Annotated in this window: 12 protein-coding genes; 8 read left to right on the forward strand and 4 right to left on the reverse strand. The window is 52.8% G+C overall.

The features are described 5' to 3' along the window. Nucleotides 1-38 precede the first annotated feature (38 nt). From topA to FFS57_RS10530, 4 genes are read right to left on the reverse strand one after another with little or no spacing between them, the layout of a single operon-like run. Nucleotides 39-2330 (reverse strand): type I DNA topoisomerase, encoded by a 2292-nt coding sequence (gene topA, locus FFS57_RS10515; RefSeq protein ID WP_137937750.1) that lies wholly within the window; start codon nucleotides 2328-2330, stop codon nucleotides 39-41. Nucleotides 2331-2386: 56 nt separating this feature from the next. After that, on the reverse strand, nucleotides 2387-2836 hold the full coding sequence (locus tag FFS57_RS10520) for a Smg family protein (protein WP_137937751.1): 450 nt from the start codon (nucleotides 2834-2836) through the stop codon (nucleotides 2387-2389). A 39-nt stretch (nucleotides 2837-2875) separates the two neighbouring features. Beyond that, the gene (gene dprA, locus FFS57_RS10525; protein WP_137937752.1) at nucleotides 2876-3967 is read right to left on the reverse strand and encodes a DNA-processing protein DprA; all 1092 of its coding nucleotides are present in this window, start codon (nucleotides 3965-3967) and stop codon (nucleotides 2876-2878) included. Beyond that, nucleotides 3967-5022 carry a LysM peptidoglycan-binding domain-containing protein gene (locus FFS57_RS10530; protein WP_137937753.1) on the reverse strand — a complete coding sequence of 352 codons (1056 nt, stop codon included), beginning with the start codon at nucleotides 5020-5022 and terminating at the stop codon, nucleotides 3967-3969. Before FFS57_RS10530 ends, dprA begins: the two co-directional genes overlap by 1 nt. A gap of 147 nt (nucleotides 5023-5169) precedes the next feature. Here FFS57_RS10530 and def point away from each other — a divergent pair, with 147 nt between their 5' ends. The 8 genes from def to yidD all read left to right on the forward strand — a co-directional run bounded on the left by def (nucleotide 5170) and on the right by yidD (nucleotide 13457). After that, complete coding sequence (gene def, locus FFS57_RS10535) at nucleotides 5170-5676, forward strand: peptide deformylase (RefSeq protein ID WP_137937754.1); 507 nt, start codon at nucleotides 5170-5172, stop codon at nucleotides 5674-5676. Between the two features lie 31 nt (nucleotides 5677-5707). Continuing rightward, nucleotides 5708-6634, forward strand: a complete 927-nt coding sequence (fmt, locus tag FFS57_RS10540; protein ID WP_137937755.1) for a methionyl-tRNA formyltransferase — start codon at nucleotides 5708-5710, stop codon at nucleotides 6632-6634. Between the two features lie 154 nt (nucleotides 6635-6788). Then, on the forward strand, nucleotides 6789-7643 hold the full coding sequence (htpX, locus tag FFS57_RS10545; RefSeq protein ID WP_137937756.1) for a zinc metalloprotease HtpX: 855 nt from the start codon (nucleotides 6789-6791) through the stop codon (nucleotides 7641-7643). After that, complete coding sequence (gene rsmB / locus FFS57_RS10550) at nucleotides 7643-8923, forward strand: 16S rRNA (cytosine(967)-C(5))-methyltransferase RsmB (RefSeq protein ID WP_137937757.1); 1281 nt, start codon at nucleotides 7643-7645, stop codon at nucleotides 8921-8923. Before htpX ends, rsmB begins: the two co-directional genes overlap by 1 nt. Before the next feature lie 88 nt (nucleotides 8924-9011). Beyond that, nucleotides 9012-9563, forward strand: coding sequence for a DUF4390 domain-containing protein (locus tag FFS57_RS10555; RefSeq protein ID WP_171013824.1), 552 nt, complete (start codon nucleotides 9012-9014; stop codon nucleotides 9561-9563). Between the two features lie 6 nt (nucleotides 9564-9569). Continuing rightward, complete coding sequence (locus FFS57_RS10560; RefSeq protein WP_137937759.1) at nucleotides 9570-11690, forward strand: sensor histidine kinase; 2121 nt, start codon at nucleotides 9570-9572, stop codon at nucleotides 11688-11690. Between the two features lie 25 nt (nucleotides 11691-11715). Then, nucleotides 11716-12984: a sigma-54-dependent transcriptional regulator gene (locus tag FFS57_RS10565; RefSeq protein ID WP_137937760.1), complete on the forward strand. Its 1269-nt coding sequence runs from the start codon at nucleotides 11716-11718 to the stop codon at nucleotides 12982-12984. A gap of 53 nt (nucleotides 12985-13037) precedes the next feature. Next, nucleotides 13038-13457, forward strand: a complete 420-nt coding sequence (gene yidD, locus FFS57_RS10570) for a membrane protein insertion efficiency factor YidD (RefSeq protein ID WP_137937761.1) — start codon at nucleotides 13038-13040, stop codon at nucleotides 13455-13457. The last annotated feature ends 305 nt before the right edge of the window (nucleotides 13458-13762 follow it).

A 13762-nucleotide genomic window follows, 5' to 3' on the forward strand; every position in this document is an offset into this window, starting at 1 on the left:
TTCATGGCTGGGCGTGGCGTGGCCGCACCCAGCAGAACTTACGCCCCTTCTGGTGTTGCAACCTGCTCCGCAAAGCCACATTCTTTCTGTGGGCATACTTTTTCAGTACCACGGCGTTTTGTCGTTTTCAATGTCAAAACTGGCCATCCACACTTCGGACATGGCTCATTGACTGGCGGGTTCCAAACTGCGTACTTGCAGGTTGGGTAAGTGTTGCAAGAATAGAACATTTTGCCATAGCGGCTCTTGCGTTCGATCAACGTACCTGTTTTGCATTCCGGGCAGGTGACACCGGTATCCTTTGGTTTTTCCAGAGGTTCAATGTGTTTGCACTTCGGGTAGTTGGCGCAACCGATGAACTTGCCATATCGGCCGGTCTTGATGATCAATTGTCCGCCATCAGCAGGACAGACACGACCTTCAATGACTGTGGGTGCTTCTTCGACTTCGGCTTGGTCATCGTTCAGATTGCGCGTGTAATCACATTCAGGGTAACCCGTACAGCCAATAAATTTACCGCGTTTGCCCAGGCGAATTGCAAGTGGCTTGCTACACTTTGGGCAGGCTTCATCAATGGCCTCTTGAGTAATCTCCTGGCGGGAGATGTTCTGTTTTTCCTTGACCTGATTGTCAAAGCCTTGCCAGAACTCATCCAGTACAGGGATCCATTCCCGCTCCCCATTTGAGACCTCATCCAACTTGTCTTCCAGCTTCGCGGTGAAGTTGTAGTCAACGTAAGTGGAGAAATGTTCGGTCAGGAACTTGTTGACGACTTCGCCTACATCTGTGGGAACAAAACGTTTTTTGTCCAGAATGACGTATTCGCGGTCTTTCAGTGTTGAGATGATGCTGGCGTAAGTGGACGGTCTGCCAATACCGAATTCTTCCAAGGCCTTTACCAGACTGGCTTCCGAATACCGTGGGGGTGGCTGTGTAAAATGTTGCTCACCAAATAGCTTATCGATCGGCAAGATTTCGCCCATCTCCAATGGCGGAAGGCGAGCTTCATCATCTTCCTCGACATCATCAGCGTCTTCCTGATATACAGCAATGAAGCCAGGGAAGGTCAGGATCTGGCCGCTAGCACGAAAGAGTGTCGTATCATCTTGTCCTACAGCTAGATCCAGACTGGTGGTGTCAAACTTGGCCGGTGCCATCTGGCACGATAACGTACGTTTCCAGATCATTTCGTACAGCTTGAACTGTTCCGGGGTCAGGAAAGGCTTGACGGCCTCGGGTGTACGTTCGATCGACGTTGGCCGGATGGCTTCATGTGCTTCTTGCGCATTCTTGGCTTTGCTTTTGTAGGCAACCGGATTGGCTGGCAGATACTCCTTGTCGAAGTGAGTGTTGATGTAATCACGGATCTCTGCAATAGCCTCGTTGGCCAGGTTGACCGAGTCGGTACGCATGTAAGTGATCAAACCGACAATACCACTCCCGACATCGATACCCTCATAAAGCTGTTGCGCTGTCCGCATGGTGCGGTCAGTGGTCATACCCAGCTTGCGCACGGCTTCCTGCTGCATGGTAGAGGTAGTAAACGGTGCCGTTGGGCTGCGAGTTTTCTTGCGCTTCTCAACTTTGACAACGCGGGCATCATTGCCGCTTGCACGAATGGCCGCCAAGACCTCGTCCTGACGCACTTCAGTCGGGATACTGAATTGCTCGAGCTTTTCACCCTTGAACTGGAACAGTTTGGCGCCAAATTTCTGCCGGCCTTTGTGGCTGTCCAGATGGATGGTCCAGTATTCTTCCTGTTTGAACGCGCGGATTTCCAGTTCGCGTTCACAAATCAGGCGCAATGCTGGGCTTTGGACTCGACCTGCGGACAAGCCGCGACGGATTTTCTTCCACAGCAAGGGTGACAGATTGAAACCCACAAGATAGTCCAATGCACGGCGAGCTTGCTGAGCATTGACCAAATCCATCGAGATAGCACGCGGGTTGGCCACTGCGTCTTTCACGGCGGTTTGCGTGATTTCGTGAAAGACTACTCGCTGGATGGTCTTATCTTTCAGTAGCCGCTTGCTTTTGAGAATTTCCAGGATATGCCATGAAATAGCTTCGCCTTCGCGGTCCGGGTCAGTTGCCAGAAAGATATGGTCAGCTTCCTTCACGGCGCTTGCGATGGCATCCACATGCTTCTGGTTGCGGTCGATGAGTTCATACTTCATGGCGAATTTGTTCGCCGGGTCAACCGCACCTTGTTTGGGCACTAGATCGCGTACGTGTCCATAGGAGGCAAGGATTTCGAAATCCTTACCCAAGTATTTTTTCAGTGTCTTGGCCTTTGAAGGCGATTCGACAATCAGCAGGTTTGTGGGCATCGTATCAATAAAAAATGCGCGTTAAGCGCATTAATCGGGACCAGAAATTCATGCATTCAATGCATTTGATCTGGCGCGTGATTAAGCAACTCTTCAACCAATAGCGCGTCCAGTAGTTCGCGCTGGCTCCACAGTACCATCAGCGTGGCAACCTTGGTGCGCTCGATATTGGCACCGCGGTCTTTCAACACCAAAAGTCTGTCGATCACCAGTTCGCGCTGTACCGGTGTGATGGCATTGGCCTGCTCAAGGAAGTATAGGAAACCTCTGCTCTCGGCATCCAGTACCACCAACTCTTCTTCAGCATAGACTCGCAACCCGCCACTGCCGACTGAGCTTGAATAGGCTTCAGATTTGGCATCCAGATCCGCGAGCCAATCCAGCGCTTCATCGATGTCGCTGTGGTCGAAGCCTGCAGCCGACAGCTTACGTGACAGCGTGTCCCAGTCAGGACGAAATTCCGCGCCGTAATACTGTTCAAACAGGAAAACCAGAACATCGAACATATAAGGGTATCTCGTAAAACCTGAGGGAACGTACCTGCTTTAGACCAGCCGTTGGTAGCGGCTGCCGGGCAGGCTGGCCACTTGGCCATCCAACTCCAGTTTTAACAGGATGGCGCATACCTTATCTGGCGTCAAGTTGCTGCGGTCGCACAATGTATCGATAGCTGTCGGGTCAAAACTCATGCATTCAAGCAGTAAAGCCTCTTCCGGATCACCTTGCAATGGTGTTGGCGGCAGTTTGTGACTGATGGGTGGTGTGACTTGCCAGCGAAGTTCGTCGAGTATGTCCTGAGCAGTTTCCACCAATTTGGCCCCTTGCTTGATCAGTGCATGGCAACCTTTTGCAACCGGGGAGTGAATGGAGCCAGGGATCGCGAATACTTCCCGACCTTGATCGGCTGATAGGCGTGCGGTGATCAGCGAACCGCTTTGCAGTGCGGCTTCAACGACCAGGCAGCCTACACTCATACCGCTGATGATGCGATTGCGCTTGGGAAAGTTGGCAGCTAATGGCGGTACGCCCAATGGGTATTCGGACAGGATGGCGCCATTGGTGGCCAACTGGTGTGCCAGATCGCGGTTGCTGGCTGGGTAGACTCGGTCTAGGCCTGTTCCCACAACAGCTATGCTGCTGCCTGGGCCAGTCAGGCCACCTTCATGTGCGGCACGGTCGATTCCATGCGCCATGCCACTGACGATGGTAAGACTGGCATGGCTGAGAGCTTCTGAAAACGCTCGGGCATTTTGTTCGCCCTGGGGTGTCGCATGACGACTACCGACGATGGCCAGCATGGTACTGCCCAACAGTTCTCTACGTCCTTTCAGATAAAACATGACTGGTGGGTCGACTGTTTCCAACAGGCGTTTGGGGTAATCTTCATCCGCCAGGGTGACCAGATGATTACTTGGTTCTCTCAGCCAGGTAAGTGTTTGAGCCAACAATGTCGAATCGGGGCCGTTCAAAAAACCGTCCAATTGTTTCGGCTTGAGGTAGGGAGAAAGCTGGGTACGGGCTGCGCTACAGATGGCATCCGGTGAGCCGAATGCCTGTAGCAACTTCAACTGAGTAGAGGAGGAAATGCCTGGAATCAGCCCCAGCCGGAGCCAGGGCTGAATCTCGCCAGCTGCCATCAAGGTTTGCGGACTTCATCATGCAGTTCGACAGGGCGATCTGCACTGGTAACCAGCGCATAGGACACCCGATCAAATACACGGAACACGAAAGCCAATCCATTTCGTTCTGCGGGGGTGTAGATCGCTTCATCCCGTGGATTTTCCTTCACGATCGGCCGGCCTTTCTTGTACAACGCTAGTACATGGCCAATTTCAAGCCCATCATGCAGGCCCTTGTTCAGGATCAGAATCGAGTACTGGCCGCCAATCGACACACCGCCATAATTGGCAATGACGCGGCCTTTCACGTCAAACTCCGGTGCATGTGGCACGTAATTGAACATTTCCTGGCGGGTTGCCGGAATGAGTCGGTCGTTGATCAGCACCTCCTGCTTGGTACTGGTAATGCGCAAAGTTGTGACCTTGTCATCTTTTTTCAATGCCCTTGCATCGCCAAGATAAACGGCTTCATAACCTAGCAACTCTTTGCCATCTTTGCTGTCTGGGTTATAAAGAGGGCGTCCTTGGCGGAACATTTGCCAGTTGGCAGTGGATTCATCATCCTTGATGCCGACTGCGTAAGCATTCTCGCCTTCGGCAATGATGACGCGACCGTCTTCTGTCTGGGCAATCCGTGGTGCCGCTTTCATTTGCTCTGGTGTGACTACCAGTGGCTGACTGAGGTACGGTTCAATCACTGATGGAGCAATACTTGGGACGGCAAATTGGTGTAGCTCCTCAACTCGGACCTGTGGACTGAGTTTGGCCATGCCATTGGTAAACTCGCCTTTACGCTTCAAGCGCAGGCGTGGTGAACCATCGGACAGATCAAGCATGATCACATCGCCTGGATAAATCCAGTGCGGATTTTTGATCTCATCCTTGTTCAGGCGCCAGATTTCAGGCCAGCGCCAAGGCTGTTTGAGAAAACGACCGGAGATATCCCATAGGGTGTCCCCTTTGACGACTACATATTGATCAGGTACGTTCTCGCGTAGCTTGAGCTCATCGGCTCTTGCGTGCGCGGCAAACACGCTACCCAGCAAAACTAACGATATAATACTTTTACGCATTGAAGAGCCTCGCTCACGACCTTGCTTAAGTTATTGTTGTCTGGAGGTGGTGGTGTGCTGGTTAAGCCCGGCGTGATTATCCAGACTGCATGATTCTTTAGAATCTTATTAGATTCTGCATCCGAATTATTCAAGTGGCAAGTAATAATGGCGATACTAAACATTTTGCATTACCCCGACGAGCGCTTGCACACAGTGGCTCAACCGGTTACCGACTTCGGCCCGGATTTGCAGAAATTGATCGATGACATGGCAGAAACCATGTATGCAGCACCCGGTGTCGGGCTCGCTGCAACGCAGGTAGATGCGCATAAGCAGCTGTTCATCGCTGATATCAGCGAAGAGCAGAACACGCTGATGGTATTCATCAATCCGCGTATAACGAAAATGAATGGCGAATGCGAACTGGAGGAAGGTTGTCTCTCCGTACCGGGTATTTATGACAAGGTGGCCAATCGTGCAAAAACGGTCACTGTTGAAGCGCTCGATCGTCACGGAAAACCATACTCGCTCGACGCGGACGGTTTACTGGCCTTGTGTATTCAGCATGAACTAGATCATCTGAAAGGCAAGGTATTTGTTGAGTACCTGTCGCGCCTGAAACAGGATCGCATCATGACCAAACTGAAAAAGAATCGCCGCAAGTCCATGTGACCTGTTTGATCAAGCCGAGAAAGATTGCGTCATGAGACTTATATTTGCCGGGACACCGGATTTTGCGGCTGCTTCGTTGGATGCGCTGATCAAGGTCGGACATGACATTCCGTTAGTGCTGACCCAGCCTGATCGGCCGGCAGGCCGTGGAATGAAACTGACGTCTAGCCCAGTCAAGCAATTGGCGTTGGCTCATGGTCTACCTATTACGCAGCCGCTTACGCTGAAAGACGCCGACGTACGGCGAATGTTATGCGAAATCAAGGCCGACGTGATGGTAGTGGCCGCGTATGGTTTGTTGCTGCCGCAAGTTGTGCTGGATATCCCGAGACATGGTTGCTTGAATGTGCACGGTTCGCTGTTGCCTCGATGGCGTGGCGCCGCCCCCATTCAGCGAGCGATTCAATCCGGCGATATGGAGACTGGTATTACCATTATGCAGATGGAGGCCGGGCTGGACACCGGGCCAATGCGGTTGAAGCGCAGTCTGCCGATTACCGAGTCTGATACCAGTGCCAGTTTGCATGACAAGCTGGCGGAGCTGGGGGCCAAGGCGATCGTTGATGCTCTCGATTTGTTGGCCAAAGGGCAGCTGGGTAGCGAGCGGCAAGATGATTCGCAAGCCAGCTACGCAGCCAAACTTAACAGGATAGAGGCGACGATTGATTGGAACCTGCCTGCTGTGCAGATTGCACGTACCATCCGTGCATTCAATCCATTTCCTGCCGGGTTGGCTGCTTGGAAGGGGGAGCCATTGAAGCTCTGGATGGCGCACGCTGTGGCAGAGCAGGGTGTACCTGGCACAGTATTGAAGGCCGACGCCAATGGCATCGTTGTAGCCTGTGGTGACGGTGCGGTTTGTCTGACTGAGTTGCAACGGGCTGGTGGGAAACGACTGTCTGCCACTGCGTTGTTGGCTGGTTGTGGTATTCAACCCGGCGACAGTTTGATCGCTTGAGTCGTTTACATATCAGGGTGGTTGTCAGCGGCTGCCCGGTCTTGATATTTCTGAGAAAAACACCACCTCACCTCAAGGGACTGTGTTGGCCATATGCATTGGCTTGCACCGCCCATATTGTCTTTTGCAATGTTGTCGGAAAGGAGGATCAATCATGTTTGGCAATTGGATGAAAACTGCCATCCTGATGGCCGCCATAGTAGCACTGTTCGGACTGATTGGTGGCATGATCGGCGGAAAGACTGGCATGTTGCTGGCGTTGATTTTTGGTGCTGGCATGAATGTATTTGCTTACTGGAATTCTGATCAGTTGGTGCTGCGCATGTACAACGCGCAGGAAGTCGATGCTTACTCCGCCCCGGAGCTGTATCAGATGGTGCAGGAGCTGTCCCAGCGTGCAGGTTTACCCATGCCACGGGTTTATGTGATCGATGAGCATCAGCCCAATGCATTTGCGACGGGACGTGATCCGGAGCATGCTGCGGTGGCGGCCACAACTGGCATCATGCAAATGCTGACACCGCGTGAGCTGCGCGGAGTAATGGCGCATGAACTGGCACATGTCAAAAATCGCGATACGCTGATTTCGACAATCTCCGCATCAGTGGCGGGTGCCATTTCTGTATTGGCCAACTTTGCTATGTTCTTTTCAAGTGGGAATGATCGTGAGCACAGCGTCAATCCGATTGTCGCCTTGCTAGTGATGATTTTTGCACCAATTGCGGCCAGTCTGATTCAGATGACAATTTCCCGTGCACGCGAATTCGGTGCAGACCATGCTGGCGCCGAAATTTCTCAAGACCCGCAGGCGTTGGCGATGGCGCTGCAGAAGATCGATGCTTATGCACGCGGGATTCCTCTTCACACCGCAGAAACACACCCGGAGACTGCTCAAATGATGATTATCAACCCCTTGTCAGGTGCAGGCCTGGCCGGGTTATTCAGCACGCACCCAGCAACTGAGGAGCGTGTCGCCCGTCTGATGGCGATGGCAAGAGGGGGCTACTGATGTTGGCCATTCAACGTGGTGCGATGCAGGTGGTGGGCGAGGTATTGGCCGGCCGCAACTTGAATGAGGTGTTGGCGCAACATTTCCGCCAGCAGACACGTCTGGAGACCAGCGATCGTGCGGCAATCCAGGATATCAGCTATGGCACATTGCGCCATTTGGGATGGTTGCGGGCCGTGCTTAACAAGCTGTTGCTGAAACCGTTGACTGATCCGCAGCTGGAACCCCTATTGCTGATCGCTCTGTATCAGCTGGAATACACCCGCGCAGCACCGTATGCCATTGTAGACCACGCTGTCACGGTGACAACCAAGGTTGGTGCGGGTGGCGCCAAAGGGCTGGTGAACGCAATCCTGCGCAATTTCCAGCGTCGACGCGAAGAGTTCCTCAAGTTGGGTGAAAAGAACGAAGTGGCTCAGTACTCCCACCCGCAATGGTGGATCAATCTGCTGAAGCGCCACTACCCCGACCAATGGCAAGCGATGATGGCTGTAGCCAACAGCCATCCGCCAATGACGCTTCGGGTCAATTTGCTGTTGACTGATGCACCGATCTACTTACGGTTGCTGGCCGAGGCTGGTATTGCCGCGAGTTGGTTGGGCGAGGAGGCAATTCAACTGTTGGAGCCAGTACCTGTAGCGCGCTTGCCGCATTTTGCGGAAGGTTGGGTATCGGTTCAGGATGAAGGGGCTCAGTTGGCCGCACGTTTGCTGGACTTGCAAGATGGTCAGCGGGTGCTGGATGCCTGTGCGGCACCAGGCGGCAAGACCTGCCATATCCTGGAGCGGGCAAAGGTTGGCATGTTGGCTTTGGATCATGACGAAGGACGTTTGGCTAGGGTGCATGAAAATCTGGGGCGGTTGAATCTGAATGCACAGGTCAGGCAAGGTGATGCTGCCAAACCAGATACCTGGTGGGATGGCAAACTATTTGACCGGATTCTGGCGGATGTACCATGTAGTGCGTCTGGGGTAGTGCGGCGTCACCCGGATATCAAATGGTTGCGTCGGGAATCCGATATTGCGCAATTTGCAACACAACAAGCGGAAATTCTTGATGCACTATGGCCCTTGCTGGCAGAGGGTGGAAAATTGCTTTACGCTACTTGCTCGGTTTTCCCGCAGGAAAACAGTGAGCAGATCGACGCATTTTTGGCCAGACATTCTGATGCCGTGTTATTGCCGCTGGCGGGAAACGCACAACAACAATTAACGCCCAACGCGAGACATGACGGTTTCTATTACGCACTGCTGGCGAAAGGGGCAAAGGGTCCCCAATAATTCGCCAATCTTGCCGGCCACTCCGGATGCAGTGTTTTGTCGCGCGCCGGCTGGCTATTCATGGTTAGCCGCCTGGCGGCGGCTGACTGTGTCTTGGATTGCCCTGTGTTGCGCATGCTGTATTGGCTTGGCTGCTGCAGACGGAATCGGTGTGCAAAATGCGTCATTGCAGTTGCAGGATGATCACTATGTTGTGGAAGCCAATTTCAGTGTGGTCCTGAATCCCACCTTGGACGAGGTCCTGCATAAAGGGGTACCGCTGTATTTCCTGACTGAATTCGAGATTGTCAAACCACGCTGGTATTGGGCTTATCGCCAACTGGCATCCTGGTTTGACAACACTGCCCGTCTTGAAGCCCGCTTGACTTACAACGCGTTGACCCGCAAATATCGTGTGGGTTATGGCACCCTTTACCAGAGTTTTTCTTCGCTGAACCAAGCCTTGGCTGCCTTGGGCTCCGTGCGTAACTGGTCGGTTACTGATGCGGGTAACCTGACCAAAGGTAGGCAATATGAAGGCCGTGTCCGTATGCGGCTTGATGTGTCGCAATTGCCAAAACCCTTCCAGATCAACGCAATCGGGTCCCAGGAGTGGGATATTGCGTCGGATTGGCGTGCAGTTGCCGTTGCTGGCGAATAATCACTGATGCGCTATCTCGTCATCATCGGTGCGGTCTTCGGCACGATCTTGATGTTCCTATTGGCAACGGCCAGTAGCAATACTTCCGGCTTGGCTGTCCATTATTGGGAACTGTTTGCCCTCAACGGGCTGATGTTACTGGTGTTGTTGGGCATCTTGGTACGCCAGCTATTGCGCTTACGATGGCGGCTGAAACAGCAGGTATTTGGCGCCAAACTGACCTTCCGATTGGTATTGATGTTCGCTACCTTGACCATTGTGCCTGGTACGCTGATCTATACCGTCTCTGTTCAATTCCTGACCCGCTCGATCGAAGGCTGGTTCAACGTCAATGTTGAAAAGGCGTTAGACCGAGGTTTGGCATTAGGCCAAATGGCACTTCACCACCAATTGGATAATTTGGTCGATACTACGTCGGTGGTTGCTGCACGTTTGCATGACGATAGCGGCATCATCAACCCAGGCAGGTTGGGTATTTTACGAGCCCAATATCAAATACAGGAATTGGCGCTTTTCAATACCACAGGCAGGTTGATTGCCATGGCCAGTGCTGGTAGGCGGGATAGCCCAGTTTTCTACCCGGATGGTGCGATGCTGAAGGAAGCATTCGAATCCAATTACCGGGGAATTGAAAACGACATCGAGGGCGGTTTGCTACTTCGTTCCGTACAGCGTGTTGAAGACATCAAAGGGGCGCCGCTGCTATTGCAAGCGATTCAGCCGGTCCCGAAAGCTTTGGCTGATGATGCCGAGTTGGTGGAACGCGTTCGGGCAGATTACAAGCAGCTTTCCTTGTCACGTGCTGGTTTGAAGGTTATCTATAGCTTGACGCTGACTTTGACCATGTTACTGGCTCTGTTACTGGCGTTGGCGCTGGCGTTTGTATTAAGTGATCGGCTGTCTGCACCTTTGCGAGCCTTGGCTGCGGGTACGCGCGCAGTGGCGCAAGGTGACTTCTCACAACGGCAACCAGTCACCAGCCGCGACGAGCTGGGCATTCTGACACAATCCTTCAACCTGATGACACGTCAATTGGCAGAAGCCAGCGAAACGGTCGATCGTAATCAATCACAGCTGGAAGCAGCCAAGGGCTATCTGGAAGGCGTGCTGGTAACACTGACCAGCGGCGTGTTGACTTTTGATGAGCGGTTTCGATTACGTGCGGTCAACCCTAGTGCCAGCCATATTTTGGGGCTGGATCTGGAGCGGTTGCGGGGCGTCAAACTGAATGCCTGGGCTGACGATACGCCGGAGCTTGAAGGAGTGTGTACTTCGATTCAACAGGGGTTTGCCAATGAGGGGCAACGGCAGTGGCAATACCAGCTGGACTGGATGAGCAAGAATGGTCGACGTGTGATCTTGCTGCGTGGTGCACGATTGCAGCGCGGCCCGGAAAATGGTGTGGTCGTGGTGTTCGACGATATTACCGAGCTGATGCAAGCCCAGCGTGATGCGGCCTGGGGGGAAGTGGCCAAGCGTTTGGCACATGAAATCAAGAACCCACTGACGCCCATTCAGTTGTCAGCTGAGCGCATACAACATCGTTTGAGTGATAAGTTGGAACAGGCTGATGCCGACATGCTGGATCGAGCGACCAAAACCATCGTCAAGCAGGTGCATGAGCTGAAAAAGATGGTGGATGCCTTCAAGGACTATGCCCGTCAACCCGCTTCCAAGTTGAAATTGCTGGATTTAAACCAGTTGTTGGGAGAGGTGCTGGTACTATATGAAGCAACACCGTTTTTGCACCTGCAATTGCCCGAAACACCGTTATGGGTGATGGGAGACGCGACATTGTTGCGGCAAGTGATGCATAATTTGCTACAAAATGCGCAAGACGCCGTGTTGGATCAACCGATCCCACAGTTGTCCGTCGAGGCATGGGCCGCCAATCACAAGGTGATGGTGATGGTGGCGGATAACGGTTGTGGTATTCCACCCGATATGCTGAGCCGTGTTTTTGAACCCTATGTCACCACCAAGCAGAAAGGGACGGGTTTGGGGTTGGCCATTGTCAAAAAAATCATTGACGAGCACAGTGGCTTGATCCATATCACCAACATCGAACCGCACGGTGTGCGGGTCGCCATCGAATTACCTTTGGCCGAGGCACCTGCCACGGCCTAGGCCGTATATAGAATGAAGTGGGCACATGCCAGGTAAGCATATCCTGATCGTCGATGACGAAATCGGTATTCGTGAATTGCTGTCAGAAATCCTGCAGGATGAGGGATATGACATCAAACTCGCGGAGAACGCAGAACAAGCAAGACTATGGCGCAACCAGACGCGGCCCGATTTGGTGCTGTTGGATATCTGGATGCCGGACTGCGATGGCGTCAGCCTATTGAAAGAATGGGCAAACAATGGCCAGTTGACCATGCCGGTTGTGATGATGTCCGGCCATGGCACAATTGAAACTGCTGTTGAAGCAACCCGTATTGGTGCAATCGACTATCTGGAAAAGCCTATTGGTCTGCAAAAACTGCTGACTACGGTCAGTCGCGCCATCAAGACTGGAGTGGGCCATACTGGCAGTGAATTATCACTGGCCAGCTTGGGGAAGGGCAATGCCGTCCAAGAGTTGAAACGCCAATTGGATCTTGTCCAGCCGTTGAAGACGCCGATTCTGTTGCTGGGCGAGCCTGGTGTCGGGTTCGAAAGCTGTGCACGCTTCCTCCATCATTCCAATACGCCTTTTGTTGCTCCCGAGCAGATCGAACGGGCACTGGATGCGCCTGCAGACTTGTTGCAACAGGCCAACAATGGGGTTTTGTTCCTGCGTGAGGTGGGGCGTTTGGGCGCCCGGGCGCAACAGGGCCTGTTGCAGGTATTGGCCAAACTTGAAAAGTTCAATATCCGTCTGGTTTGTGCCACTTGTCGTCCGTTGGTAGAACTGACGCAAGATCGCAATTTCGATCCTGGTCTGTTCGCGGCTATCAGTGTCTTGCAAATCCCGGTGCCATCATTGAAGGCACATCGTGAGGACGTACCGGATCTTGCACATCAAATCCTTGACCGCTTGGTGGAGGAGAAGAAGGTTCCCACGCGCCGTTTCAGCGTGGCAGCCTTGAATGCGCTGCGTAATCACGATTGGCCTGGGAATCTGGAACAGTTGCGCAATCTGGTTGCAACCCTGGCCATGACCTCGATTAGTGATGAGATTGGTGTGAACGAGGTGAATCGTCTGCTGGCTCCCTATGCCATGCAGCAAACACTGGGTTGTGGCGAAGCGTTGGATCTACCACTTCGAGAAGCGCGTGATATTTTCGAACGTCATTACTTCGAACACCACATCAAGCTGGAAAACGGCAATATGAGCCGGGTGGCAGAGAAGGTTGGACTGGAGCGCACCCATCTCTACCGCAAGCTAAAGCAACTGGGTATCCGCTTTTCAAAGCGTGTTGCAGAAGATGCATAGTATGATTTTTCATGAGAATGAATAGCTTGTCGCTGTTCTGACAGTGAATTCACATGCGCCAGATTGTGCTGTTGCTGATCCGTTGCTACCAGCGTTTCATTTCTCCCTATAAAGGCTTTTCCTGCGCCTATCGGATTCATACCGGATATGCCAGTTGCTCGGTGCTTGGCTACCGTGCCATTCGGCGTTATGGGGTATGGATGGGCTTGGGAATACTGCAAGAGCGCATGCACTGCTGCGCATTGGCACATGCTCATTATGGGCCGATTCATCGGCGCCGACTGGTACAACAACGGGGTGATTGCGATCCCGGTTGCGATTTACCTTGTGACAGCCCTGGCGGCAATGGGCTGGGCCGTTTTTGCGATGTGCTGGACTGTTGCGATTGTGGTTGTGATTGGCCGCGTCGTAAACGACGCGAGCCCAAAAAACGGCGGTGGGGTAAAGACAAATACCTGCCACCCCAACACTGAGTTGGATCACGTTTATCGTGTTTGTTCTATCTTGGCTCCAGCCTCCTTGATTCATTTTTGCAGTTTCACTTGAGTCTGCCATCTAAATTGCTTGTTCTATACGTGGGTTACAGTACGGATTTTCAATGTCGGATAAGCCCGATATGGCCCGCCTGTTTAACTCATGCTTGGTATTTCTTGGCCAGCGATCTGGCAAGTTACGTGAGGTTTACTGCCAGGCCTATCGTGCAATATCGCAATTTTCGAATATCTGACGGACATTGCCTTGCCCGCTTACGCGTGAGCAAGCTGGTATTTGCATAGGT

It is taken from the genome of Chitinivorax sp. B (assembly GCF_005503445.1).
GTDB lineage: Bacteria > Pseudomonadota > Gammaproteobacteria > Burkholderiales > SCOH01 > Chitinivorax.